The organism is Desulfovibrio sp. JY, assembly GCA_021730285.1.
In the GTDB taxonomy this organism is placed as follows: Bacteria; Desulfobacterota; Desulfovibrionia; order Desulfovibrionales; family Desulfovibrionaceae; genus Solidesulfovibrio.
Map to the genome: position 1 here is coordinate 4,638,386 of CP082962.1, position 24,888 is coordinate 4,663,273.

The window sequence follows — 24,888 nt, forward strand, 5'->3', positions numbered from 1 at the left end:
CAACTCAGAGGAGCCGTCATGAAAACGTTTAGCCCGACGCCCAAAGATATCAACCGGAACTGGTTCGTGGTCGACGCCTCGGACAAGATTCTCGGCCGCTTGGCGTCCGCCGTGGCCGTGCGCCTGCGCGGTAAGCACAAGGCGGAATTTGCCCCCCATATGGACACCGGCGATTTTATTGTCGTGGTCAATGCCGCCAAGATCAAGACCACCGGCCGCAAGCTGGACAAGAAAATGTACTATCGCCATTCCGGCTGGATTGGCGGCCTCAAGGAAACCTCCCTGCGCGACATGCTGGCCAAAAAGCCCGAAGAGGTCATCCGCAAGGCCGTGCGGGGCATGCTGCCCAAGAATCGCCTTGGCCGGGCGATGCTGAAAAAACTCAAGGTTTACGCCGGCGAGGCCCATCCCCACGAGGCTCAGAAGCCCGAAACCCTCGACGTGTAAAACCGCCTGCGGAGATCAAGCATGAGTGACGAATTCTTTTACGGCACCGGCCGCCGCAAGTCCGCCGTGGCCCGGACCCGCCTCTACAAGGGCAACGGACGTATCCTGATCAACGACCGTCCCTTCGAGGAATATTTTCCCCGTCCCACCCTGGCCGCCATCGTGCGCCAGGCGCTGCTTCTGACCAAGCTCGACGGCCGCGTCGACGTGAAGGTCAATGTGGCCGGCGGCGGCATGACCGGCCAGGCCGAAGCCGTGCGCCACGGCATCTCCCGGGCGCTGTGCACGCTTGATCCCGAACTGCGCGGCGTGCTGAAGAAAGCCGGCCTGCTCACCCGCGATTCCCGCGAAAAGGAACGTAAAAAGTACGGCCAACGCGGCGCCCGCGCCAGGTTCCAGTACTCGAAGCGTTAATCGCGCGGCGATTACGAGACAATCCAAGGCGGAACCGCGAAAGCGGCTCCGCCTTTTGTCGTTGCCGCAGGTCCCCTCTTCCGGGGCGCTCCCCTCTCCGGCCCGAACGGTCCACCGGCCTCGCACGGTGGGCCTTCCGGATGGGGGCCCCCCACCCGCCCGCACCGGGCAAGGAGTAACGCATGACACGGCAGGAAGTCGAACAGACCGCCTTTTCGGCCATGTCCACGGGCTACAACTGCGCCGAGACGATCCTCCATATGGCCATTTCCCATTTCGGCCTTGCCGACGCGGGCGTGTCCACGCGCATCGCCACGTGTTTCGGCGGCGGCATCGGCCGTTCCCATGACGGGATGTGCGGCGCCCTTTCCGGCTCGATCATGGCGCTCGGGCTGGCCTACGGTCGCGATGCGGCCGATCAGCCGCCCCCTGTCGGACTGGATATGGCGGCGGATTTCCGGAAGCGTTTCATCGCACGGTTTGGTTCAAGTTGTTGCCGGGAACTGCTCGACCGGTTCGGACCGCAGCAAGGCTGGACCGCCTGCAAGCGCCTCGTGGCAGGTACCGCCGGCATGCTGCACGAAACCCTCATGGAGCAACGCCGGTCGCGCTAGCAAGGACGTCGGCTCTCCCTACCCCGGGGAGAGCCGCCCCTTCCTTTGGCGTCGTTCCCTCACGCCTCCGCCATCAGCCATTGCCGGCAGCAATCCATGAACACGGCAAGGGGCTGACTGATCCACTTGTCCTTGTGCCAGACCATGAGCACACCGGTTTCAAGCGGCTCCTCCCAGTCCAGGGCGGCCAGCCGTCCGGCTGCCAGTTCCGCGCGCACGGCGATCTCCGGCATGACCGTGATTCCCAGTCCCGCCATCACATAATGCCGTACGGCTTCCACGGAGCCGCATTCCACGACCGGCTGTTGCCGGCAGCCGGCCTCGGCCAGGAGACTCTCGAAAAGCCGCCGGTAGCTGCAATCCGAGGTGGCGAAAAGCAACGAGCCCTCCTCCAGAGCATCGGGGCCGACGCCTGAGCGTCCGGCGAGCGGGTCGTCCGTCGCGGCCACGACCACCAGCGACTCACTTCCCAGAAACGCGGCCTGCATATCCCGGTGCGGCATATCTGCGGCCATGACGAAAGCCACATCCGTCACGCCCCGCCGCAGGTCTTCGGTCAACCCGTCGAAAGCGCAGGGAATGAGCCGCAACCGCACGTCGGGGCAGCGAGCACGAAAATGGCCGAGCACGGTGGGCAATCGCCAAGTGCAAAGCGACTCCGGCATCCGCACCGTCAGCGCGCCGCAAGATGATTCGCCCGCGACCCAGGCCCGGGCCTCCTCTTCCAGATCCAGAAGCTTGCGGCCATATTCCAGGAGTCGCTTTCCGGCCTCGGTCAGCACGACCCGACGTCCGAGCCGATCGAAAAGCCGCACTCCAAGCTCGTTTTCCAAGGCCTGAACCCGCATGGACACCGTGGATTGGGCGGCGTGCACCACTTTGCCGGCCTGGTTGAAGTTGAGCAGAGAAGCCACGGCCACGAACGTCTTGATATCCCGCAGTTCCATAAGCATCCCTTCGGCTGGGCAGATCGTTTCGATCCAATAGAATCATTGGACGCGATTTCAAAAGAGATAAATAGAATAACCAGATCATAAATGACGGTCAAACCCGCCCAGCCAAGGATTCCCCTGGCGCGCATGACGGGGTGCGACCGCAAGGAGAACGCGATGACACGCAAGCAAACGCAACAGTACGCCTTTGACGCCATTTCCTCGGGATTCAACTGCGCCGAGACCTTGGTACGCACCGGCACCGCCAGCCTCGGCATCACCCCATCGGATTTACCGAGCCGTGTCGCCACCGGCTTTGGCGGAGGGCTCGCGCGTTCGAAAGCGGAACTTTGCGGCGCCCTGGCCGGGGGAACCATGGTGCTCGGGTTCGCCTATGGGCGCGACAACGCGGAAGCCTCTTCCGAAGCGGCCTGCGTCGCGGCGGCGGTGTTTCGGGAACGATTCATCGCGCTTCATGGATCGAGTTGTTGTGGGACGCTGCTCGAAACCTTCGGTGAGCAGGAAAACTGGTCGGCCTGCAAGCGCCTGGTTGCCGAAACCGCCGGTCTGCTCCATGATGTGATCACGGAGATGGCGGACGAAATTGACCGTCCGACCTTCCAGGCGGGTTCCCCTTCCCTTGGGGAAAGACAGCCCGTATAATACTGCTTTGCAACATCCTCCCGGGTGGTCCCCTGCCCCACAGGCGGCCACCCGGGTTTGCATTTCCTTCGGAGGAGCCGCAATGGCCGAGCACAAACCACGCCCCATGCTTGTCTTTGCCGACGAGACCGGCAATATCTACGATCATCCCGAACTGGAGATGCTGGTGCGACGGGGCGATCGGCTGGAGCCGCCGCGTCCGGACGAGCTGATCCCCCTGCCGCCGGAAAGCGAGCTTTTCCTGCTGCCCGGCCGGGACGCCCTGGGCTTCGATGCGGAGTCCGGGGAGATCGAGCGCCTGGACGAGCGGGCCGTGGCCGCGTTCGTCTGCCCGGGGCATACCCTTTCGGCCACGGCCGCCTATGCCGCCCAACCCAACGCGCCGGTGCTGCCGCTTTTCGCCTATGGCGCGGTGGGGTTTTCCGGGGATCGGTTCTTCGTGGCCGCGTCCAGGGTGGACAAAGACCAGCGGCAGGTCTTTTCCGGCATCCCCCAGGACCGCATCGTCAAGGGAGCCAAGGCGCTCCGGAAAAAATATCCCCAAAACAGGCTGATCGAGCATTTGAGCGGTTGCGCCCTGACATCCTGCTGCCCGGCGGCGCGCAACCTGGCCCTGGGCCGCTTCGAAGCCCCCCTGCCCACGGCCCGGGTGTGCAATGCCCGCTGCATCGGCTGCCTGTCGCTCCAGCCCCCGGATTCGGGCTTCCCCTCCACCCAGAACCGCATCGCCTTCGGCCCCGATCCGGCCGAGATCGTGGAAATCATGGCCGAGCACAGCCGCCACGAGCGCCGGCCGATCTATTCCTTCGGCCAGGGCTGCGAAGGCGAACCACTGACGGAAATCGAAGCCATCCGCGAGGCCGTGGCCCGATTCCGGGCGGCCGGCGGCCGGGGCACGGTCAACATCAACACCAACGCCAGCCTGCCGGATGCCGTGGAACGCTTCGCCGCGGCCGGGGGCTCGTCGATACGGGTCAGCCTGTCGAGCGCCGACCCGGCACTCTACGCGGCCTACTACCGCCCCAAGGGCTACGCATTCGCCGACGTGCGCGAGAGCATAGCCCGGGCCAAGGCCGGCGGGCTCTTCGTCTCGCTCAATTTCCTCTTCTTCCCCGGCGTCTCGGATACCGAAGCGGAACTGGCCCAGCTCGCGGAACTGATCACCACGTACAAGGTGGATTTCGTGCAGATGCGAAACCTCAACCTGGACCCGCAACTCTATATGAAGGTCGTGGCGGACAGCGGCGCGCTGACCAACCCGGCCAGACTCGCCTCCATGGGACTCAAAAACTTCCGCAAACGCCTGCGCAAAGCCTGCCCCTGGCTGGGGTTCGGCTATTTCAATCCGTATCAGGAGGAGAGGGGGAAGGGAGAAGGCGAATGAGGAACCGGGGGAGGGAACCCCTTTTTGAAAAAAGGGGTTCCCTCCCCCGGACCCCCACCCTCCCGAAAAACTTTAACGGGGGGCAAAGGAGGAAGAGTTTTTTTTAACGACTACGGGAAAATTTCTTCGTTCGCCCCGAAGGGGCGACGGCGTGGTGGCGGCGGAATTTGTCTGGGACGCGCTTGTCGCAAAGCGACATGCACCGTCCCGACAAATTCCGCCGCCATCTTCACTCTCCGACCTGCCGCCAGCCATCCCCGCCCCGTCCCGCCAAAGCACACCGGATGGGGGGTCCGGGGGGCCCGCGGCCTCCCGGCGGGGTGCAGGGGCAGAGCCCCTGCTGCGGGGCTAGGCAGCACCGTAGCAGGCCGGCCGGCCGCTACGCGCCCGCGTCGGGAAATTCGACGACCACCTGTTCGGCCTCGTCGCCGCCGCGAATCTCGATGCGGCCGATGATGCGGGCGTATTCGTGCAGGGCTTTGAGGCGCTGCATGACGTCGGGCGCGACTTCCGGGGCGACCACGAGCATGTAGCCGATGCCGCAGTTGAAAATCTGGAGCATCTCCGGCCAGCCCATGTGCCCCTGCTCGCGCAGCCAGTCGAAAACCGGCGGTACGTCCCAGGAGCCGAAACGGATATGGGCCGCGACGCCGTGGGGCAGCACCCGGTTGAGGTTGTCGTAGAAGCCGCCGCCGGTGATGTGGGCCATGCCCTTGATCTCGAAATCGCGCAGCAGGTTGAGCACGGTCTTGACGTAGATGCGGGTGGGCGCGCACAGCGCCTCGGCCACGGTCTTGCCGGATTCGGGCATGGGGTCGTCGCCACTCAGGCCCGAGGCGTCGAGGATCTTGCGGATCAGCGAATAGCCGTTGGAATGCGGCCCCGAGGATTCGATGCCGATGACCACGTCGCCGACGCCGATGCTCGAGCCGTCGACAATGGCGGCGTTGTCCACGATGCCGACGCAAAAGCCGGCCAGGTCGTACACGCCGTCGGGATAAAAGCCGGGCATCTCCGCCGTTTCGCCGCCCAGGAGCGCGCAGCAGGCTTCCTTGCAGCCCTCGGCGATGCCGGCCACAACCCGCTCGGCCAGATCGACCGAAAGCCGGCCCGTGGCGAAATAATCCAGAAAGAAAAGTGGCTTGGCGCCCTGGACGAGAATATCGTTGACACACATGGCCACAAGATCGATACCCACGGTATCGTGGCGGTCAAAGTCATGGGCGAGCTTGAGCTTGGTGCCGACGCCATCGGTGGAGGACACCAGCACGGGCTCCGAGTAGGCTTCGGAGTCGAGCTTGAAAAGCCCGCCGAACCCGCCGATATCGGACACGACACCCTTGCCGTACGTGCCGGCCACAATGGATTTGATGCGCGAGACCAGGGTATTGCCGGCTTCGATGTCAACGCCGGCGGCCTTGTAGGGAGCCGATCTGTCGGCCATGGGTTGCTCCTTGGAGGACTGCGAATGGAAACGATATTCCATAGTATCTTTGCGCCTCGAATTCAAGGGAAGCCTGGCCGGGTCCTTTGCCGGACGGGTGTCTTGGCCGCTGTTCTCACGCTTCTCGCCGCTTCTCCCCTGCCCTGCGCCCTGGCCGACGGCGGTTCGTCGGAGTACTCCGCCCCGCCGTCCACCTATGGCCCGCCGCCCGAACTGCCCCCGGGCTCGAACGTGGACGACGATCCGCCCCGCCGCGACATCCACATGGGGACCGTGGACCACATGCGCATGGGGCGCGACGACGAGGGCAATATCATTATGGAAGTGCGGCCGCGCCCGAAAGCGGCCCAACAACAGCCGCAGATGGGACCTATTTACGTGTACCCGCAGATCGGCGCGCCAGGTCCCTGGCGCGGACAGCCGGGTGTGGGCGGCCAGCCCGGCATGGGGCAGATGGGCGCTCCCGGCAACGGCGGGAATATGATGCGGCAAGGCGGACAGCCCGGCCAGACGGGGCAGCCCGGCCAGACCGGTCGCTACGGAGGCCAGACGTCTTTCCCGCAAAGCGGGCAAACCGAGGATGGGCAGACGAAACGCGGGTTTTAAACCTTCCGACCAAGGAGGGAATCATGCATCCGGCGCAATTGTGGAAACCGCTGCCCGACGGGCGCGTGTCGTGCCGGCTGTGCGCGCATTTTTGCCGCATCGCCGACGGCGACCGGGGCCTGTGCGGGGTGCGGGTCAACAAGGCGGGCGCGCTTTACACCCTGGCGTACGAACGGGTGGCGGCGGTGCATCTCGATCCGGTGGAGAAAAAACCGCTCTACCACTTTCAGCCGGGCAGCCTCGCCTTTTCCATCGGGACCATGGGCTGCAACCTGTCGTGCGCCTTCTGCCAGAATTATTCCCTGTCCCAGCCGCCGCGCCAGGGTCGCCCGGTGACCGGCGAACGAACCACGCCGGAGGCTCTTGTGGCAGCGGCCAAGGCATCGGGCGCGTCCTCGATCGCCTACACCTATTCCGAGCCCACGGTCTTTTTCGAGCTCATGCGCGACACGGCGGCCCTGGCCCACGAGGCGGGGCTTAAAAACATCATGGTGTCCAACGGGTTCCAGAGCGCCAAATGCCTCGAAGCCCTGGACGGGCTCATCGACGCGGCCAACATCGACCTCAAGGCCATGAACGCGGATTTCTACGAGCGCGTATGCGGGGCTAGGCTTCGCCCCGTGCTGCAAAACCTCGCGCACATGCGCAGCCTCGGCTGGTGGCTGGAGGTGACGACCCTGCTCATTCCCGGGGCCAACGACGCCGATGCGGAGCTTCGGGAACTGGCCGGGTTCCTGGTCAAGGAACTGGGGCCGGACACGCCGTGGCACATCTCGCGTTTCCATCCGGATTTCGGCATGCGCGACACGCCGCCGACGCCGCTTTCCCGGCTGGAGCGGGCCTTTGCCATCGGTCGCGAGGCCGGGTTGCGCTACGTCTATGTAGGCAATGTGGCCAATGAGGCGCATAGCGGCACGATCTGCCCGGCCTGCGGAACGGTCGTGCTGACGCGATCGGGCATGGGGCTGCGGGACACGCGCCTCACGCAGGGACACTGCGCGTCCTGCGGCGCGGCGATCGCCGGGGTCGGGCTGCCATAGGCCCCACCGGCTTGCCATGGGGTCGCAGTTGCAGTAAGCATTGCGCCTCCGTTCGGGGCGTGGCGCAGACTGGTAGCGCGCCTGCTTTGGGAGCAGGATGCCGGGTGTTCAAATCACCTCGCCCCGACCATAGATTTCAAGGGCTTGCGATTATTTCGCAGGCCCTTTTTTCGTGTAAAATTTTTCAGGGTACAATCTGGGGTACAAAAAGTGAGCCCGTTGGGCTTGTGCCCTTGAACGACTTTCACCCCTCCGCCCCCGCTTGCCCTGGAAGCCCAATTGTCTTCCCCATCCCTGAAGATTAGATTAAAAAAATAAGCGCAAAATAAAGCTTTTGACCTTTCAGCCACAGCTGTTCTGAGGTATCCCCGGAAATTGTTTTACTGGAACAAGGAGTGCAGACCATGGCAACAACCCGAGACCATCAGAACACCGTCGTCCTATTGAAAAACAATGCCCGTGTTCAAGGACACCCAACACTGACTATAACATCTGTCGATGTTAATAATGAAACATGCACAAGACTAAATCAACCTCAACACCATTACCAAAGCGCGAACAATTCGAATCAACATGAACTTCCAAAAGCTTGTAAGGCCATGGAAAATGAGATGCTTGATCCGCGAGATACTTTGTCAGGCCCTCCAAGCAAACAGGGAATAATTACAGTTACGTATTACTTATAAACTATTTTACCTTCCTCACATCCAAAGCATAACGGATACGGAGCCCAGCCCCATGCCCACTACAGGAGCGATTAGTCTGGTTTCGCCTTGTACGCTCCCGCCAGGGATGCTGCCCGTCTACCATGCTCCGCGACCTGACGCGCGAACAGCCGGGGGCCAAACTTAAAGAGGATTCGTCGCAAAGTCCTAGCGGCTAGGCCGTTGAAAAATAGCGGAGTGGGACGAACGGGGTGGGAGGAGATTATCTTGGCCTTTCCTGATGACGTTGTCATTGGCATGCTTATCGTTCTAGTCTTCCATGGCATCCTTATTTACAAGACCAATCGCTTTCACGGTAGGGAGGCATGATCAACTTCGTATCGCCTAGTCCAGGGCTTAGGAGACCAAAACTTTATACTTCTTTTACATGGAAGAATATGAATTAATAAAGGACCGCGAGCGCCAGAGGATTGTGGGTCTTTATACTACTTATCAGGAGCAAATATGTTTAAAGTATTATTATGTACAACTACTTTCATCTTATTATTAAGCATTTCACCATATGCTGGAGAAAATATTTTCGTATATGACTCTGGAAATGATCTATTTGAAAGCATGAAAGATGGATACGGAAGCCCGAAAAAGAATTACGCCATGGGCTATGTGATCGGAGTAACTGACACCCTACAAGGAATTGTTCTCAACATAAATCCAGGGGTAACTAAAATTCAAATATTCGACGTAGTGTTCAATTACTTAAAAGAAAACCCCCAAGAAAGACACGAAAATGCCAGAACTATTGTACTGAAATCTCTTATAAAAGCCTTTGGGAAGAAGGGCTCCTAAGCAGCATGGGCTTCTACACTACCCAATGTAGCCACTGTGACCAATGCAACGCAAAATCTGGCATGCCGATTATTACGGTTCAAGCTTCGCGCCCTGACAACCGGGTAACAGAAAGAATCCTGCCCCTTGATCTCTAGATCGCCCTGTCAAATTTCCGTCGTTGCATGGCCAAATCAAAACGCGGCCCACCTCCGAAGAAGCAGGCCGCCCATAGTCCTGTTGCCTCAAACTTACGTTTGGCCGTGGCCTCCCATCTGGTCCAGGTCGATGACTCGCTCTCCATCGCCGGCACCGAAGAACTTCCTCAGTTCATCAAAATCGGCGTCTGTCCCCTCCAGGTCTACGTTCAGGGTGTGGATGATGTGGCCGAGGCCCTTGGCACTCGTCCCGTCCATGGTCATCCTGCGGCACGCCTTGAGGACGTCCCCGAGGAATGCCAGCCCGGCCTGGCAGTTCTCAACATCGTTCTGAATGTCGCTTAGGTGGAGCGACAACGTGCGCATGCGGTTGATGGCGGGATTACTCATGACACGCCTCCCGCACTGCCGGCACGATCCGCCCATCCCCGACCGTCCCCCACAGGCAAAACGGGTCCGCGCCCACCTCGTCAGCCCAAGGGATACCCTTTTCCGCGTGACAGACCGGCACATACTGGCACGGGTCCGTGGTCAACGGTTCAATAGGCTCGCGGCGCTTCTCCTTCTCCAGGATGGCTTTGCAGGCGATGGCGGTTTCCTCGATCTCGGCCAAGTGCCCCTCGGCTCCGGGCAACAGGGGCATTTCCTTGCCGGGATAAAGCACGTCCCAGGCGTGACAGTCGGCGCGGTGCTCGGCCAGTCGGTAGACCCGACGCTTGATATCCGCAGGCGTGGCGTCCATGTCCATGCGGAAATAGGTCATGGCGTCCATCTGGATCACGTGCGCGATCTCGTGCCACGTCAGGAAGCGATACACATCTTCGGCAGGGACAGCGCCAAGGTCGAGGATGCCCGTCTTGTTCCCGGCGAAGGCGTCCAGGTCGATGACGTTGGACAGGGCGATGCACGACCGCTCATCGCAAGCTTTTCCCCCCAGGTGGATGACAAGGCCACGCGCCCACGGACTGACGTAGCCCCAATAGCCCTCCATTTTTTCCACTCGCTCCACGATGATCGGCTTGCCGGCGAAAGTCCGGGTCAGGGCATCCAGCTCTCGAAACAGTGTCGGGGTCAGGTAGGTGAAGCGGCTCATAACGCCACATCCACCATGCCCGGCAGGATGGGGAGAATCGGCGCACAGGGTTCCACGGGCAGCGAGGCAGGCCCGTCGCCGAAAAATGAACGGGAATGCCCGCAGAGGGCCTTCAGAAGCGCCCAGGCGTGGACCTCGGCCAGGGTGTAGGGTTGGGATTGAACGCGGGACAGGGACAAGGTAAGCGGATGCTCAGCCATGGTTCTACCTCCAGAGGGTAGGGTTGTGGTCAGGCCCCGGTAGGATGTTGGCGCATCCTGCCGGGCTGTTTTTTTGTTGCCGTCTCAATTGTGTTAATTCATCATCACTAACAAGGTCAACTGAATGTGTTAGCAAATCATCACAAGGAGGCCATATGCTCTCAAGTAACTTGGAAAAATTGATGTCTGAAAAAGAATGGACCGTTCGGGCTTTGGCCGAGGCCACGCGACTTGCACCCCAGACCATCATGCGCGCCCGGGGGGATATGATCGGCCGGTGCACACTCGACACCCTGGCCACCATCGCCGTGGCGCTCGGGGTCAGGACGAAGGACTTGTACGAGGAGGAGTGACCTGGCAGGGGATATGCTCCCTACGCTACCAGCTTCTTAGGGACACGTCGGCTTGCCAGGGGAGGTTTCTTAAATGCTTCAGGGTCAGCCATGAAAGCGTCAAGCACCGAGCGGGCGTAGCGATTGCGTTTCAGTCCAAACTTGGGGACCACATCCCCCCGGAGTAACTCAGCAAAATGCTCGTGGCTTTTGTACCCACAGTATTCCGCCGCCTTGGCTAGGGTGAAGAATGGGCCTTGAACGTCCATAGCGCTTCCTGTCTTTTCTACTGGTTCGCCAACAGGCAACAGCCGGGCTCTTGCTTCCCTATCCGAAGGGCGCTACCGGATGCCATGGGCAAAGAAAAATTGCCGGCGAATGCCATGACTCTGGGGGATCTTGTTGCCGAATTTGGCCGGCCAATCCAGGACACGGTCTTTGCTGAATATCTTGGGATAGATGTGCGGACCATTCGCAGGAATGCAGGCAAATGGGGAGGCATTAAGGTCGCACGCGGCCACTTCATGTTCTTTGAATTCCGAGTCAAGGAGGTGCTTAATGCCAAGCTTACTCCGCAGAAACGGGACGAAGCGATGGTGTGGTGCCGTGATGGTCAACGGCCAGCGCTCCAGTCATTGGCTCCCGGACGCCTCAAAGGACAGCGAAAGAGCCGCGGCAGCCTGGGAGGCGGCAGAGAAGGTCCGCCTAAAAAATCTACAGGCAGGCGTTCAGACGATCCCCTTGGTTTCCTGGACAGTCCTCCGTCTGGCGACTGAAGCCGGATTGCATTCCAAAGTTAGGGATTCCGCGCGAACGTATGCCGAGAAATACAGAGTCCTTAAACGCTTCGTCCTAAGCATCGGACCAGATACACTGCTTGAGGCTGTTGATGTTGATGCCGCTGAAACCTTTTTGAACAAACAGGCAGAAACGCGAGGCGGGAATGCGGCAAATAAAGACCGTAAGAATCTGACCTGGGCCTGGAATTGGGCAAAGAAGCGGTTTCGGCGCCAAGGCTTTCCCGGTGGAGAAAACCCTTTCCAGGCGGTTCAACGATACGCAGAAAATCGGTGTGATCGCTATGTCCCTACCCCCGAGGACTTTGCCAAGGTTCTGGCCCGGCAGACCGGACAAGACCGGACCATGCTTTTGGCCGCTCTCCATCTGGCTGCCCGCAAAGGGGAGCTTTTCCGACTGAACTGGGATGACGTTGACTTCTCCGGCTGCAAGGTGCGGCTGACATCCAGAAAGACCCGGTCAGGATCATGGAAGCAGGATTGGCTTCCCATGACCCCCGAACTCAAAGCCTCCATGCAAGAGCTTCGCGACACAAGGGCCAATGCCGAAGGTCCTGTATTTCAAGCCCTTGGGGCCTTCGCCTTCGACCGCCAATATGCAGGGGAAGCGTTTAGCAAACGGAACCATTGGCTGAAACGTGAGTGCGCCCGGGCAGGAGTGAAGGAGTTCGGCCTTCATGCCGTCCGCCATCTCTCTGCCGTGATGCTGTATCATGCGGGAAAATCCGTGGCGACAATCCAGGCCATGTTACGCCACGAGAATGCCGGGACCACAGAAGTTTACCTCAAGCGTCTTGGCCTGGACCCGGGGAAGCTAAGAGAAGCCATTGAAGATGTATTCTCAAGAGGGAAAATCTCAACTCCGGGAGCATTATGAAGCGGATCACCCTGACCTTGGCGGTTCTGTCCCTGTCAGTATCGGCCTTCGCCCAAATCAACCATCCCATGACTGTGATCACTCCAACTAGCTTTGGAGGAGGCATACAAAACTATTGCCCTGTCGAAGCCAAAATGCTTACCATCCGATCTCTATCACAGAGCACGAAGACCGAACAACTATCAGGTGCAATAATGAGCATAAGTGACTACACAAATTTAGGCATACTACTAGCCACACTGATTGCCGCAATTGTCGCCGGGCTATATACGTATTTTACATACAAAATGCTAGACACAATGAAAAAGCAATATATAGACACAAATAAGCCAAAAATGCATGTTACCATAGAAACAGATACGAAATCTTCTATGTTTTACCTCGTGATTAGAAATATAGGCAATGGAATTGCAAGCGATGTTTTATTTTCAATAGATAAAGATTTTTATGCATTTTCAAACAAGAGAGATGATCACAACATAAAAACATATCGTCCATTTTCAAATATGATGGCATACATGCCGCCAGGCGACGAGTATGTATACTATCTAGACCAAGCATGGAATATCGTCAGCGACGATAAACATTCTGCCGAAGGCAAAAAACCAATCAATCCCCATACTTTTAATGTTTCAGTTTCATATATATACAATGACATAAACTGCATAGAGTCATATACAATTGATCTTAGAAATTACATTAAAACTACAAAATCTCCAAGCCGACTAATCAGAGAATTTGAAAAATTAAATGCGCAGATGGAAGAGTTGGTTAAAAAAATCAAGTGAGCTTCCCCGCAACACTCCTCTCAACAGAGTACTATGCAGTTATTATTTCTCATAGTTGACTTTTGTCACTCCCCTCCCCTAGGGACCATGCCCAATGAACAAAAGAAAGGGCCGAGTCACCCCGGCCCCGCGATCCTCATCCCGGCTTCACGTTGCTGGGCCTATTCGTCAGCGGCATTCCCCGCGCCGGCGGATGCCCTCAGCCCTGCCCCATAAAAGAGCATAGCGCCCCTCCCTTCCGAAGCCGTCCGCCAGGAAGACGGCTCATCTCCCCCGGGAACAAAAGGCGCTAAGAAAAATCGCGCCTGCCATGTCCCCAGCGCATGTCCTTCAGGGGGAGTGCCTCTGGCATGGCGAGGTGCCTCGCGACACCTTCAGGCGCGATACGAACTGACCTGTCGTGTCCCCAGCGCAGTTCCTGAGGGAAGGCCTCTGGCACGTCGGAATCTCTTTCGAGACTCTCAGGCGCGGTCCGCAATTTCGCAATAGCACGCCGCTCGGCAGGGTCAAGGGGGGTGCCGAAGGCCGAGCGCGAGAAGCCGTCCAGAAGGCCCATACGGCCTTATCCCCCTTTTGTCGGACCGTTGGCCAAGTTGTCGTTTGCGTCGCTTCTGTGGGGCTCCTGAAGCGAAATTCCCAGGCAAAAAGAAAGGGCCGAGTTTCCCCGGCCCGTCGTTTTTAACTTCTGCCCTTGCTTTGCCCGCCATCATGCATTCCCCACCCGGCGTTCGATCAGCGGGAGCCATACCATCCTGGAAGGCCGAGGCCTGGGGGTGCTGGCCACCAACGGTGAAGCCATCCCCAGCGGCACGACAGGCGACGGCTTGAACATCCGGGCCAGGGCCTCAACGAACTTCCGCGCCTGCTCGAATATGACCTTGTACGGCACGCCCCTGTCCATCTGGTCGTCCATCTCCAGGGCAAGGCGTTCCTCCACGGTGGCAAGGTCACGAAGTTGGCGGGCGTCCAAGTGGTCACGGATGGTATGGCGAAGCTGGCGCTCGACTACCGGGGGCAGGCTGAAAAAGACGCGGTAGACCATGCGCGTGATGTTCATGAAGTAGCGGTCGGCATGGGCGCTTCCCTGGGCCCGGGCGTAGACCACGAAGTCGGCCAGGACGGTGGCCAGTTCGCGACGAGCTGTCTTTCCCTCCTGCCGGGCTGTTTGCCATTCCAGCAGGGTTCGGCGTTCAGCATGTCGCAGGGCGCAACGGGCAGCATCCCGATACCGCTTAAAGGCCTTTGTCAGGTCCAGCTTGAGGGCCACAACCTCGGGCGTATTCCTGGTCAGCGTCAGCAAGAAAACGGCTTGGTCCTCGTTGAGGTAGGCATACTTTTGGGGCATCCCTTTGCGGCCGGTTTGTGCGATTTCAAATCGCACTATTCCGAGCTCTTCCAGCTTGTCTTGGAACTTCGTCACAAGCCGGAAGGTGGACCTGTGATCCACTCCCATGCGCTTGGCGATCAGGCGCGAGTCCACCCGGGGCTCTTGGTCGATCAGGTTGATTTCGATTTTGCCCATGGTTTCTCCTTACCCACGGCAGGGGATCGAGTCTAGCCCGGCCCCTGGCGCCCATTCCTCTCCCGCCAACATCGGGATTGTCGCTCACAGATCAGCCGGCAATGGGTCCGGCTCGGGCACGCCTGATATGAAGCAGTTGATTTTGCTGGGATGCTCCCCGGGATGGGCCATAAGCCACTCGGCCCTCGCTTCTTCCGGGGTTGCCCCCATGGGGACGAACACCAACGGGATTTCGCCAGTCGCCATGTGTTCGAGCTTGGCAACGCGCTTTTGCAACTCACGCATTCTCTTTCTCCCTGAACATTTTCACAAACAGAAAAGGTGACAACCCGGAATAGTTGCGCATGTCGGGATGCTCGGTGAAATACTCCTCCCTCGCTTCTTCCTTGCTTTGGCCCGGGTATACCGGAACGATCATGCATGTTTCTTCTATGCTGTCGGCCTCGAGCCGCTTCACACGTGATTCAAGGTTTCGCATGACGTAACCTATGAGAACAGGAACGGAAGACCGCTCTTCTCGCTCCGTGCTTCTGGATGTTTTGCGTAAAACTCGGCAACACACTCGTCGTCTGTTTGTCCTGGCCGTGGTTCGAGGCACAGGCAGTAAGTACATGGTGCATTGTCTTCCAAATTCTTGACCCTTGTTTTCAGATTTCTTGCGATCATTTACCCTTGAACTCCTCAAGTTTTGAAATTCGTTCCTCAAGCTCTGATGTCTCAAGCGCACGACGATGCATTTCCACCAGCCCGGCCACTGCCTGGGCTTCTGCAGGCGTCAACTTTCCCTTGCCCACAGCTTCCAGCAGGGCGCTTGTCACGGTTGGGATGTCAGCAGCACTCTCGATGGCCGGCAGCGTCACCTTGATGGGACCGTCCTTGCGCGGCGGGCACAGCCGGTCGAGGATCGCCCGCAGAACCGGACCATCGCCAGACAGGGCCAATTCAAGGGCCTTGTTGACGACTTCCTCCGCCTTGCCGTCGATAAGGGCTTGTGCGGCCATGGTGGCACGGGAGCGGCAACCTTTGGGCTTGCCTGCCGGATTCCCCGACTGGCCGGGCTCGAAGCGTTTCCCTGCTCCTCGCTGCTTTGGCTGCTTTTTCAGAGGACTTTCAGCCATAATATCCTTCATGCCGCTTTCCCCTTTGCCGGGGCCTGGGATTTCGCGACAGACGCATAACGTCGTGCAATCGTTCGTTGAAAATGGCGCAGGAACGAGAAAGTGAATCGCTCGGCACCACGCCGATCCTGAGCGAAGTAGAACGTCAGCTTGTATCTGCACATGAAAGCCACCACGGATTCATAGGCGGCCTTCGGATTGAGGGCGGATCGGTATTCACCGAGGGCCAGGGCGGACATGGGCGATTCGACCACCACGGCAGCGGACTCGAAGCCGCGCAGCCGCTCAAGCTCGCGCTCAAACCTCGGACGTTCCCTTCCGAGACATTGCACAAGGTCGGGCAGGCTTTTACGCTCCACGGCTACCAGAGGTTCCAGCCCGACAAGAGAGTAGTCCCCGGCCGTCAACGTCCCCTGCATGACCTCCGCGCCGTAGCCCTCGAATGGGAAAGGGGCCTGCTCCCGACTATCCACGACGATCTTCATACCGCCCCCAGCGCTTGGGCCCGTTGTTCGACTTCTTGGCGTTCAGTGCGCGTTCCATGTGCTCAAGTTCCCGGATGGCCTCGGCCTCAAGCTCGGCTTCAGTCTTGGGCGGCATGTGGACCTGGCGGCCCTGCTGCATGGTGGAATTACGCGACGTCATCTTCGAACCTCCCGCACAGAGCTTTGATGGTGGCCATGCCGTTGCGGCAGGCGCTTTGAACCCGCTGAGACTCCTCAGTGCTCAAAGGCCGTCCGGTCAGGCTGGCGTGCCAAACGGTCGTCATGGCCTCGGCCAGGGCGAAGTAGGCTTCTTGGCCCATTTCCAGGTTGGCCATGGTGGACAGGAAGAGCTTGCGAGCGGTCAGGGTGTCGCTATCCATGCTGCGCCTCCTGGGTGGGCAATTCGCCCATGTGTTGTTCGAGAAAAGGGAGAGCATCCGCGAAAAGGCTTTTCGCGTAGCCAACAAGATCGGGATGGGGATTGGCCGGGTAGACAAGACGCAGCCGGCCGCCAGCCATGACCACGCGCAGGGCATGGTGTTGAGCAAGGTCGCACAGGTCGAATGCCGCCCACCAGCCGTCAAAGTCCGGGTGGTCGATGTCAGGAGCGCCCGGCAGCCAAGAAAGGCCAGTGGCATCGACCTGAGGAAGCCCGGCCTCGATCCAGGCTCTGACCATGCCCGGCTCGGCCATCAGGTCGCCCGGGTCTTTCCCATGTGGCGTCGGCCACCTGACGGCCCGGGGGTAATGCTCTCGCCACCACGGCCAAGCGGTCGCACCTGCTTCGTCGGCGTCGGTCGCCACCAGAATCAACGACGCGGCGGTCAACAGCGCATGGGCCTCGGCATCGGGTTTGGCCTTGGCCGTCCTCAAGGCGATGGCGGTCACAAAGTCGCGGGCCGCCTGAGCACACAAAACGGCGTCCAGTTCGCCTTCAAGAAGAATGCAGGGCTTACCCTTGCCCGGAGCCAGGACCATGGGCAGCTTCCCACCACCTGAGACTGCGCAGTATTTCGGCAACTCGTCTTCGGGCGCCCACGCAGCCCGGCGGATTTTGACGGCGGCCACCTGGCCGGCGCGCAAGGTCGGAATGACCAGACCAGACGGAAGCCAGACACGTCTGGGCTTTCCCGTTTTGGGGTTGATCTCTTCGGGCAACCCCCAAGCGGCGCGGTCCTCATAGCGGTCGCGGTCGTTCCAGCCGATCCGTAGCGCGGCGCACGTCTTGGCGGTCAGGCCTCGGCCTCGAGCGTAATCGAGCCCAGGACCACCAGCGGCCAGAGCGGCGGCGCAACGGTCAATGAACTGACCGGCGCGAGCGATCCAGGTTGCACCAGGCAGAACGGAGGCCTTCGGCTCCCAGATGGTAGCCTTACGAGCGTGGCTCGCCTCGGTGGATTTTGGTTCTGTGCCCAGAAGCCGGCATGCCTCGACGTAACCCACACCGCCGTGCTCCATGATGAACGCTATGGCATCGCCCGACTTGCCGCAGCCACGGCACATAAACTTCCCGCCGGTCGCACCGCTTGGGTGATCGGGCCAGACGCGGAAACGATCCTCGCCGCCGCACCAAGGGCAAGGGCCGGCGTACTCGCCGCCGCTTGTCGCGGAGACGTATTTCAACCCGGCAGGAATGAGGTCCAGGAGGTTCATGACCGGGCCTCCTCTTTCTGGGTTTCGGCATCCAATGAGGCTATGAGGGGAAATGCCGGACAGGCATTTTCCCCCTCTTTAGAGGGAGAGGCTGTCCGGCTGTCCGGCACTGTGATTTCAATAGGTTGCGTGCCGGACGGGCCTTCTGTCCGGCATTTACGCTGTCCGGCATTTTTTTCTTTAGATGACAGTGTGTTAATGCCGGACGGCGTTTTTTGTCCGGTGCTGTCCGCCATTTCCTGTCCGGCATTCTGTCCGGCATTCTCGACCGTTCTCAATTGGCTAGAATCAATTTGACCTGCATGCAGAGTCGTGCACAAGAAGTTGTGAAGGCTCCCATTCCCACTACGCCGCCGAACCTCAAACAGCTCCCCGTCCAGAATCGCGGCGGCGGCCGCAGCCCTGACAGCCGTCTTTGTCGCCCCGGAAATGTCCTCCTTCCATCTTGCCGGGAAAACGTCGCCCAGGGCTTTGACGGTCAAGGCCGGCTCACCCTCAACCTCTCGTCGCCGAACCTCGGCCGTGATCCTTTCCACAAGCTGGGCCTCCAGGGCCTTGTCCTCTTCGGATCGTTCGGGCTCGATATGGCGTAGCGTTCCGTCGTGGTCGCGGCGCAGGTAGAAGACTTCGCCCAAAGGGGCGTCATTGGCCTTGCAGACCTTCCCGGCGAGGTACTGGCCATCGGCTGCCTTGCTGTCCACGCCCTCGACCCTGGCCGTCTTGCCGGGCAAAGAAACCAGGTTCAGTTGCCACCGCGCCGCAGCGGAAAAACCGGACGCGCCGCGCATGGCGTCCTGGTGAAGGGCGGCTTGAAGATCCATGGAGCCGTCCTTTTTCTTGGCACCACCCTTCGTGGTATGGGCGCAGCACAGGACCGCCGCGCCCGTCTCCTGGGCGAGACGTTCAAGCAGGGAGCAAAAAGTGGTGGCGGCCGAGTTGTCGTTTTCGTTTTGTCCGAAAAGACGGGATTGCGGGTCCAGGATGACCAGGGCCAAGCTAGGGATGGACTTCGCCAAGGTCAGGAGCTCGAAGAAGTTCCGAGAGGGTTGGGCATCGCCGCCGGCAACCTCGATAAGTCGCAGGTCCTGGCCGGCGGCCGGGATGGTAATGAAGTTGGCCCGGAAATCGGCTTCTGCAGGATGAGGGAGAACGGTGACGCGTCGGCCATCAGACTCGGCGTGTCTGGGACAGAAGGCCCGGAACATGCGGCGGACCCGACGCCAGAGGACGCGGCGGTCTTCCTCACAGAAGACAGCGAGCACTTTGCCTTTCCTGGCCGGCCGCAGTGCTTCCCCTAAAAAGCCCGTATGGCCCGTGGCTACAGCCGCACCTATCTGGAGCAGAAAACGGCTTTTTCCGGTTCCCTGGGCCCCTGCGACATAGCCGACAACCCCGGCAAGAAGAGAATCAGCCAAAACCCAATCCAGGGGTGGCGGCTCTTCGTCCAGGAACCGGCCGGTGTCGAACTGGGACAGGTCCAGGCGCGCGAAGAAACCATGATACTTCTCGTCGTCCTGGCCTGTGCCTTGCCGGGCGGACTCTTCTTGGGCGACACGGCTTTCGACCTGGCGTCGGATTTCCTCGCGGTCGGGAGGGGCGCTCATGCCCGAGTTCCTGCCCTTTCGCGCAAGGACTCCGCTTGGGCCTCAAGCCGATCCACCACCCTTGACGCCCACCGCCAGCGGGGCCAACCCAGGAAGGCGACAAACCCAATGAGGAGGTCACGGACCCAAAGGATTACGGCCAAGCGTAGGGCGCTCATGACGCAACCCTCTGCAGTCGCCGCATCTCCTCCAGGAGGATCGCGTTTTTCTCGCGAAGCCGGATGATCTTTTTGAGGTTCCGGTCAAATTGCCGCAGGGCGCGCCACAGTTTGGGCGAACTTGTATTGACGACCGGGGCCGGTACGGACATGGAGAAGACGTCATCATTTTCCACGCTCTTTTTGCAGGACCCGCCCTGGCCGGCGGGTCTTTGCATTTCAACAGGGGGATTACTGAACATACCCCACCCCCTCGGCCTTCCGGGACTCCACCCACGCCAAGACTTCGGCCTCAATCCAGCCAACAGCGGACTTGGACAACTTGATTCGCTTCGGAAATTGTCCGGCCATCTCAAGGCGACGGTAGGTCGAGGGCGAAAGGCCGGTGACCTCAGTGACCCAGGGTTTTCTGCGGATTCGCACTTGCTGCATGATTTTGCTCCTCGACGCGCACTCGTGGCACGTCATGGACAAAACATGCTCTGCCCAAGTACTTGGGCAGCAAGGCCCAAACCTTGGGCAAAACCTTGGGCAAGTGGGGGGGTGACCTTGGGCAAAAGAAAGCCCGCGTGACGCGGGCGCTGATTTGAGGCGGGGAGTCGAGACTATTTCTTCCCCCGGAGTCTCCTTCCTTGTGAGTTTTTAGCCTTCCACGACACACTTGTGCCGGGCCGAGCGGGAAGAAGTTCACCTAAGGCAGCATCAGATAAACCAGGGAAGTCTTTATCTACTCGGGCGGCAAGTTCGCGAAGTTCTTGCACTCCTTCCTCCCGCAACCGGGCGATTAAAACTTCTGGAGCACCCCCGCCAGCCGTTGCCGGGAGCGTTGCTTTCTCATTCATTGCAGCCTCGCCCACAAGCGTGTTCTGGGCCACTTCCTGGACTTTGCCCCCGCACTGTTCAGACTTCCGTCGTAATTCTTTAAGTTCTAATACTTCTTTCTCCCTCTTCCGCATCTCGCGAAGAGTTTTCACCTCTTGTTCAATTCTATCTAGAGTGAATGATGTATTCTGAGGGTCATTTGGGAATATAGCCGCAGGAACCGGCAGCTTGTGGCTGCTGAGAAAACGGCGAAGGCTCGCGACTTTTATGCAAGATGATTTAAAATCATTGCAGTCGTGTTGATATGAATAATCCCATCTTGGGGGAGGGGTCCACGGGCACCCTTCAAGGGAAGCCAACCCCTTGGCGATCCATCGGTCAATCAATGCTCGATGTGCCAGTATCGTTGAAAAAGTACCATCATCGAGAAATGCCTCATGGACAAATTCTTTATGCGAATAATACCGATCATTGCGTATAATTCGTTCAACTTCTTGACATGTTAAATATTCTTCTAAATCGTATATCCTGTCACCCCTCATCCATGTATCAATCTGTGTAATCAAAGAGTTTATCTTAAATTTTTCAGACATCTCTTTTATAGAAACAATTTCTGCCATCACATCTTCTTTGTTTCCCTCTAAATTGTCTTCAAACGATCTCTTTAGCGCATTGAATCTTGACCCCCACCTATCTTCAAGGAGTATTTTCTTGTGCTCTAAATCAAGGCTATCTTCCATTTCAAGCCCTCCACGACTTGTCCTCCATAAAAACCCCGGCCAGGACTAGGCCGAGGAAATGCATAGCCCTGCCCGGGTTATCCCCAGACGCGCTCTTTGCCTCGATTCCCGAAGAACCCTGGATAGATCGGTGAAGGCTCCACTCGCACCTGGACGCGGTAGCCGAGGCATTCAAGGGCCATTTCCAGGTGATCCCACTTGCTCCGGTGGTAGAGGTCCAGCAACCGGCGGACGGACTTCGGATCGGTATGCAACCGGGCTGCCATCTTCAATTGGCTGACGCCCTGATCCTTCATGGCCTGATAGATGGCCAGCTTGACCACGGCCATGGGCGGCAGTTCGATGACTGGTTGCCCTGCCGCGGGCTCGCTCGGGCTGGGAATATCCTCGCCGTCGTCCATAATGGCGCACAGCATGGTCATGGCGGCGTCAAGCGCCATATCCAGTGCCTCGGCTTCGTCCTGGCCGAAAGTGACGGTCCCGGGGATGTCGGGCACCTCGGCAAGAATGGTCGCGTTGTCATCCGGGGTCAGCACGACAGGATAGCGCAGCATTTTAAAGCTCCTTGGGATCAATGCCCAACTGCTTGCACAGCATTTTGATGAAGACCGGGCCGAGGTCCGCGTCTCCGTGGACAGGGAGTGGGGCTTTCTTGCCGCCATGGCGAAGCAGGCAATGGCCGCCTTTACCCCGGGCCGGCTCGACCACCACGCCGAGGGCGACTAGTCGTCGCAACAGTTCGCGCCCCTTCATGGCAAACAGGTAGGGCAGAAATGCCCGATAGTCAATGTCATGGGGCTACTCTCCTTCGGCTTTTCTTCCGGGAAAGGAGACCACCTTGCCCGGCACCCTGGCCTCAATCCCAAGGATGCGGCAAAGCCGGCGCTCCCAGGCCAGTAGCGCGGCCCGCTTCTCCTGATTGTAGTGATGCCGGTTGTAGATTTTGAGCACGCCTTGGAGTTGGTGGCCGAGGACCTTTTCGGCCGTCACGTCGTCTATGCCAATCTCGGCAAGCTTGGTACGCACCGTGCGGCGCAGGTCGTGGGGCGTGAACGGGTCCTTGATGCCCAATTCGGGAAGATGGCGCTGCAACCCGCTCGAAAGCGTCATCGGAACGATATGGCCCTTCGTGTTCTTGCCAGACGCCGAAGTGAACACGAAGCCCGACCCATCGTCGTACTGGCGGGCCTCCTCCAGGATTTCCAGGGCAAGGGGCGTCAGGGGGACACGGTGTGCCCTCCCCTCCTTCATGCGCTCGGGCGGTAGGCCCCACCAATCCTCCTCGATTTCATTCCACGGCAGGCCGGTGACTTCCCCGGACCGCTGCCCGGTCACGAGGATGAACTTCAAGGCCAGCTTCGTTGTCGGGTAGCTGTCCAGCTTGTCCAGGCCGTGCCAGAAAAGGCGTATCTCCTCATCGGTCAGGACGCGCTCACGGGGCTTCTCGCTCGGCCGCCTGATCCGCGTTGCCGGGCTGTCTTCGATAATGCCGCGCTCGGCAGCAAAGGCGAACATGCGGACCAAGACGCCAAGCAAGCGATTGGCAGTGATAGGCGCACGCTCCCGCACATCATCGAGAAGCACCACGATGTCCCGGCGCTTGAGGTCTACCACCTTGCGATGCCCCCAGGCAGGAATAGCGTCCTTCTCCACAAGACGGCGACGCTCAGCGGCGGTTTTGCATTGCTTCAACTCCCGGTCCCAGAATTCTTCAAGAAGGTCGGCAAAGGTCGGAGCCGCCTTCCGCGCCCGCTTGGCGTCCAGGGCCTTTGCCCCAGGATCAACCCCACGCTCCACATCCGCCAGGGCCTTGCCGTGAAGCTCCCGGGCCTCGGCCAGCGACACGACCGGATATTTCCCCAATGTCATCCGCCTGGGGATGCCCTCGAAATTGTACCGAAACACCCATGCCTTCACCCCGGAGGGAAACACCCTCACATAGAGCCCTTTCCCGTCACCAACTTCAAAACGCTTCTCCTGGGGTACAAGGCGCTTAATCTGAAGGTCTGTAAGTCCCATGGATAATTACCTCTGCTTTCTCTCGCTGGGGTACAAGCTGGGGTACAAAAAGTGGTCGCATAAGGGTGAAAAACCCTGCACACTCTTGAACAGAGTTTTAGGTGTTTTCCATGGACTGTCAATGGGTTACTATTCATCCTGAAACAGACTGAAAAGCCCTGAAATGGCTACGAATATGCTTTGGGAGCAGGATGCCGGGTGTTCAAATCACCTCGCCCCGACCATATTTCAACGGCTTGCATGGCATTCCAGGCAGGCCGTTTTCATTTGTCCCACGTCTTTGTCCCCAACCTCCCCCGATGTTGACGACCGCCCCGCCTGTAGGGCGACCCGTAGATTTGTTCACAACGACGTTTAGTTCTGAAGGTCGCGGTACGCCGGGCCAGGCCAGTCGCCAGCACTCCGAAAGCCACGGCGTGGCCCACATGGTGAAGCTGCGCTGATCCTTGAGGTCGCCGGGCATACGCCCTTGGATCACACCGCTTGAAGGTCTGAACGGTTTCTGCAGCGAGCTCATTTGACTCACGAAAAAACGACTCCCCGGGTCACTCCGACCCGATTCCACAATCACCAAAGTTCTCTTTCAGGCTTCCCGGGGAGTTGCGGACCCTTTTTATGTCAGGCGCGACATAATTCAATCGCCAGCAACTTTGGAATGTTATCGTCACACGATCGAAGGGAGGTAAGCTTTGCGGCCGCGTGAACCGCACCCCTGGCCTTCCTCTTGCTCAATAGGGGCCAAGTTCTGATCCCAAATGTGCATCCGGGCTGGCAGGTCGCTGTCAGCCTGAGGCGATGCACCCTTTTCGTAAGGAGGCCCCCATGAGCGAAAATGCGACCACAACCCTGCCTGAAACAGCGGAAACGCGTCTTCCCGACGAGCACCGGGAAGAGGCACAGCCACCCGAGAAGAAGTTACTCCTCAGCCGCAGAAAGATGCTCGGTTTTCTGGGCATTCAGGTAGCCGCCAGCGCGCTGGCCATCACCAATGCCGTGGCCGCGCCCAAGAACTTCAAGCCGGGGTGCACCAACCGAGGCATCACCCCGGCCCAACTGCCCAATGCCCGGGCCTGGCTCGTCACGGACCCGACCACCTGCGTCGGCTGCCGGAGCTGCGAGATCGTCTGCTCCCTGTCGCACGACGACACCTGTCAGCCGGCCATCGCCCGCATCCACACCCTGTACGATCCCATGCACTCCCTGAGCAAACTCTGCTCCATGACCGAGGCGTGCAAGCAGTGCAACATGGCCGACTGCTACCTGGCCTGCCAGTACGACGCCCTGGTTCTGGACCAAAAGACCGGCGCCCGGGTCATCGATCCGAAGAAATGCCAGGGATGCGGCGAATGTTTCGATGCCTGCCCGTGGAACATGGTGGCCTACAACGAGGCCAAGGGCATCTACTCCAAGTGCGACCTGTGCGGCGGCGACCCGTTATGCGTGAAGTATTGCCCGGCCGACGCGATCAAGTACGTTGAATTGGGATAA

31 protein-coding genes and 1 tRNA gene are annotated in these 24,888 nt (G+C 59.4%); 13 read left to right on the top strand and 19 right to left on the bottom strand.

Annotated features, from left to right (window positions below; all coding sequences use genetic code 11):
- Positions 1-18 precede the first annotated feature (18 nt).
- The 3 genes from rplM (at position 19) to K9F62_20790 (ending at position 1,475) form a co-directional block, all read left to right on the top strand.
- Positions 19-447 carry a 50S ribosomal protein L13 gene (rplM, locus tag K9F62_20780; protein UJX41082.1) on the top strand — a complete coding sequence of 143 codons (429 nt, stop codon included), beginning with the start codon at positions 19-21 and terminating at the stop codon, positions 445-447.
- 21 nt (positions 448-468) lie between these two features.
- On the top strand, positions 469-861 hold the full coding sequence (gene rpsI / locus K9F62_20785; GenBank protein ID UJX41083.1) for a 30S ribosomal protein S9: 393 nt from the start codon (positions 469-471) through the stop codon (positions 859-861).
- A 182-nt stretch (positions 862-1,043) separates the two neighbouring features.
- Positions 1,044-1,475: a C-GCAxxG-C-C family protein gene (locus K9F62_20790; GenBank protein ID UJX41084.1), complete on the top strand. Its 432-nt coding sequence runs from the start codon at positions 1,044-1,046 to the stop codon at positions 1,473-1,475.
- A 59-nt stretch (positions 1,476-1,534) separates the two neighbouring features.
- On the opposite strand, the gene K9F62_20795 is transcribed toward K9F62_20790, so the two are convergent.
- Positions 1,535-2,422, bottom strand: coding sequence for a LysR family transcriptional regulator (locus tag K9F62_20795; protein UJX41085.1), 888 nt, complete (start codon positions 2,420-2,422; stop codon positions 1,535-1,537).
- A 90-nt stretch (positions 2,423-2,512) separates the two neighbouring features.
- Here K9F62_20795 and K9F62_20800 point away from each other — a divergent pair, with 90 nt between their 5' ends.
- Both K9F62_20800 and K9F62_20805 read left to right on the top strand, forming a co-directional pair.
- Positions 2,513-3,070 (top strand): C-GCAxxG-C-C family protein, encoded by a 558-nt coding sequence (locus tag K9F62_20800; protein ID UJX41086.1) that lies wholly within the window; start codon positions 2,513-2,515, stop codon positions 3,068-3,070.
- Positions 3,071-3,152: 82 nt separating this feature from the next.
- Entirely contained in the window at positions 3,153-4,454 is a 1,302-nt protein-coding gene (locus tag K9F62_20805) for a radical SAM protein (GenBank protein UJX41087.1), read from the top strand.
- Between the two features lie 379 nt (positions 4,455-4,833).
- Here the strand turns inward: K9F62_20805 and purM are convergent, their stop codons facing one another.
- Entirely contained in the window at positions 4,834-5,898 is a 1,065-nt protein-coding gene (purM, locus tag K9F62_20810; GenBank protein UJX41088.1) for a phosphoribosylformylglycinamidine cyclo-ligase, read from the bottom strand.
- 102 nt (positions 5,899-6,000) lie between these two features.
- Here purM and K9F62_20815 point away from each other — a divergent pair, with 102 nt between their 5' ends.
- From K9F62_20815 to K9F62_20830, 4 genes are all read left to right on the top strand, one after another.
- Positions 6,001-6,504, top strand: coding sequence for a hypothetical protein (locus K9F62_20815; protein UJX41089.1), 504 nt, complete (start codon positions 6,001-6,003; stop codon positions 6,502-6,504).
- A 23-nt stretch (positions 6,505-6,527) separates the two neighbouring features.
- Positions 6,528-7,544 carry an AmmeMemoRadiSam system radical SAM enzyme gene (amrS, locus tag K9F62_20820; protein UJX41090.1) on the top strand — a complete coding sequence of 339 codons (1,017 nt, stop codon included), beginning with the start codon at positions 6,528-6,530 and terminating at the stop codon, positions 7,542-7,544.
- Positions 7,545-7,597: 53 nt separating this feature from the next.
- Positions 7,598-7,674: transfer RNA gene (locus tag K9F62_20825), tRNA-Pro, on the top strand.
- 1,039 nt (positions 7,675-8,713) lie between these two features.
- Positions 8,714-9,055 carry a hypothetical protein gene (locus K9F62_20830; GenBank protein UJX41091.1) on the top strand — a complete coding sequence of 114 codons (342 nt, stop codon included), beginning with the start codon at positions 8,714-8,716 and terminating at the stop codon, positions 9,053-9,055.
- 230 nt (positions 9,056-9,285) lie between these two features.
- Here the strand turns inward: K9F62_20830 and K9F62_20835 are convergent, their stop codons facing one another.
- From K9F62_20835 to K9F62_20845, 3 genes are read right to left on the bottom strand one after another with little or no spacing between them, the layout of a single operon-like run.
- Positions 9,286-9,582 carry a hypothetical protein gene (locus tag K9F62_20835; protein ID UJX41092.1) on the bottom strand — a complete coding sequence of 99 codons (297 nt, stop codon included), beginning with the start codon at positions 9,580-9,582 and terminating at the stop codon, positions 9,286-9,288.
- The gene (locus K9F62_20840; GenBank protein ID UJX41093.1) at positions 9,575-10,285 is read right to left on the bottom strand and encodes a hypothetical protein; all 711 of its coding nucleotides are present in this window, start codon (positions 10,283-10,285) and stop codon (positions 9,575-9,577) included. Before K9F62_20840 ends, K9F62_20835 begins: the two co-directional genes overlap by 8 nt.
- Positions 10,282-10,485, bottom strand: a complete 204-nt coding sequence (locus K9F62_20845) for a hypothetical protein (GenBank protein ID UJX41094.1) — start codon at positions 10,483-10,485, stop codon at positions 10,282-10,284. The genes K9F62_20840 and K9F62_20845 overlap by 4 nt, the downstream gene beginning before the upstream one ends.
- A 155-nt stretch (positions 10,486-10,640) precedes the next feature.
- Between K9F62_20845 and K9F62_20850 the strand changes: the two genes are divergently transcribed.
- The 3 genes from K9F62_20850 (at position 10,641) to K9F62_20860 (ending at position 13,279) form a co-directional block, all read left to right on the top strand.
- Positions 10,641-10,838: a helix-turn-helix transcriptional regulator gene (locus K9F62_20850; GenBank protein ID UJX41095.1), complete on the top strand. Its 198-nt coding sequence runs from the start codon at positions 10,641-10,643 to the stop codon at positions 10,836-10,838.
- A gap of 537 nt (positions 10,839-11,375) precedes the next feature.
- Positions 11,376-12,491, top strand: a complete 1,116-nt coding sequence (locus K9F62_20855) for a site-specific integrase (protein UJX41096.1) — start codon at positions 11,376-11,378, stop codon at positions 12,489-12,491.
- Entirely contained in the window at positions 12,488-13,279 is a 792-nt protein-coding gene (locus K9F62_20860) for a hypothetical protein (GenBank protein UJX41097.1), read from the top strand. Before K9F62_20855 ends, K9F62_20860 begins: the two co-directional genes overlap by 4 nt.
- A 706-nt stretch (positions 13,280-13,985) precedes the next feature.
- Here the strand turns inward: K9F62_20860 and K9F62_20865 are convergent.
- From K9F62_20865 to K9F62_20930, 14 genes are all read right to left on the bottom strand, one after another.
- Positions 13,986-14,801 (bottom strand): Rha family transcriptional regulator, encoded by an 816-nt coding sequence (locus tag K9F62_20865; GenBank protein UJX41098.1) that lies wholly within the window; start codon positions 14,799-14,801, stop codon positions 13,986-13,988.
- Between the two features lie 84 nt (positions 14,802-14,885).
- On the bottom strand, positions 14,886-15,086 hold the full coding sequence (locus tag K9F62_20870; GenBank protein UJX41099.1) for a hypothetical protein: 201 nt from the start codon (positions 15,084-15,086) through the stop codon (positions 14,886-14,888).
- Complete coding sequence (locus K9F62_20875; GenBank protein ID UJX41100.1) at positions 15,079-15,219, bottom strand: hypothetical protein; 141 nt, start codon at positions 15,217-15,219, stop codon at positions 15,079-15,081. Before K9F62_20875 ends, K9F62_20870 begins: the two co-directional genes overlap by 8 nt.
- 244 nt (positions 15,220-15,463) lie before the next feature.
- Complete coding sequence (locus tag K9F62_20880; GenBank protein ID UJX43273.1) at positions 15,464-15,919, bottom strand: DUF5681 domain-containing protein; 456 nt, start codon at positions 15,917-15,919, stop codon at positions 15,464-15,466.
- Positions 15,920-15,927: 8 nt separating this feature from the next.
- On the bottom strand, positions 15,928-16,404 hold the full coding sequence (locus tag K9F62_20885) for an ERCC4 domain-containing protein (protein ID UJX41101.1): 477 nt from the start codon (positions 16,402-16,404) through the stop codon (positions 15,928-15,930).
- The gene (locus tag K9F62_20890; GenBank protein UJX41102.1) at positions 16,385-16,564 is read right to left on the bottom strand and encodes a hypothetical protein; all 180 of its coding nucleotides are present in this window, start codon (positions 16,562-16,564) and stop codon (positions 16,385-16,387) included. Before K9F62_20890 ends, K9F62_20885 begins: the two co-directional genes overlap by 20 nt.
- Positions 16,551-16,784, bottom strand: coding sequence for a hypothetical protein (locus tag K9F62_20895; GenBank protein UJX41103.1), 234 nt, complete (start codon positions 16,782-16,784; stop codon positions 16,551-16,553). The genes K9F62_20890 and K9F62_20895 overlap by 14 nt, the downstream gene beginning before the upstream one ends.
- Positions 16,777-18,057, bottom strand: coding sequence for a zinc-binding protein (locus tag K9F62_20900; GenBank protein ID UJX41104.1), 1,281 nt, complete (start codon positions 18,055-18,057; stop codon positions 16,777-16,779). Before K9F62_20900 ends, K9F62_20895 begins: the two co-directional genes overlap by 8 nt.
- Positions 18,054-19,661: a helicase RepA family protein gene (locus K9F62_20905; protein UJX41105.1), complete on the bottom strand. Its 1,608-nt coding sequence runs from the start codon at positions 19,659-19,661 to the stop codon at positions 18,054-18,056. Before K9F62_20905 ends, K9F62_20900 begins: the two co-directional genes overlap by 4 nt.
- 389 nt (positions 19,662-20,050) lie before the next feature.
- A complete protein-coding gene (locus K9F62_20910; GenBank protein UJX41106.1) occupies positions 20,051-20,251 on the bottom strand; it encodes an AlpA family phage regulatory protein in 201 nt (66 codons plus the stop codon).
- 173 nt (positions 20,252-20,424) lie between these two features.
- Complete coding sequence (locus tag K9F62_20915) at positions 20,425-21,381, bottom strand: hypothetical protein (GenBank protein UJX41107.1); 957 nt, start codon at positions 21,379-21,381, stop codon at positions 20,425-20,427.
- 77 nt (positions 21,382-21,458) lie between these two features.
- On the bottom strand, positions 21,459-21,935 hold the full coding sequence (locus tag K9F62_20920; protein ID UJX41108.1) for a type II toxin-antitoxin system HicB family antitoxin: 477 nt from the start codon (positions 21,933-21,935) through the stop codon (positions 21,459-21,461).
- A 1-nt stretch (position 21,936) separates the two neighbouring features.
- Complete coding sequence (locus K9F62_20925; protein ID UJX41109.1) at positions 21,937-22,116, bottom strand: type II toxin-antitoxin system HicA family toxin; 180 nt, start codon at positions 22,114-22,116, stop codon at positions 21,937-21,939.
- 63 nt (positions 22,117-22,179) lie between these two features.
- Entirely contained in the window at positions 22,180-23,400 is a 1,221-nt protein-coding gene (locus tag K9F62_20930) for a tyrosine-type recombinase/integrase (GenBank protein ID UJX41110.1), read from the bottom strand.
- An 822-nt stretch (positions 23,401-24,222) separates the two neighbouring features.
- Between K9F62_20930 and K9F62_20935 the strand changes: the two genes are divergently transcribed.
- Complete coding sequence (locus K9F62_20935; protein UJX41111.1) at positions 24,223-24,888, top strand: 4Fe-4S dicluster domain-containing protein; 666 nt, start codon at positions 24,223-24,225, stop codon at positions 24,886-24,888.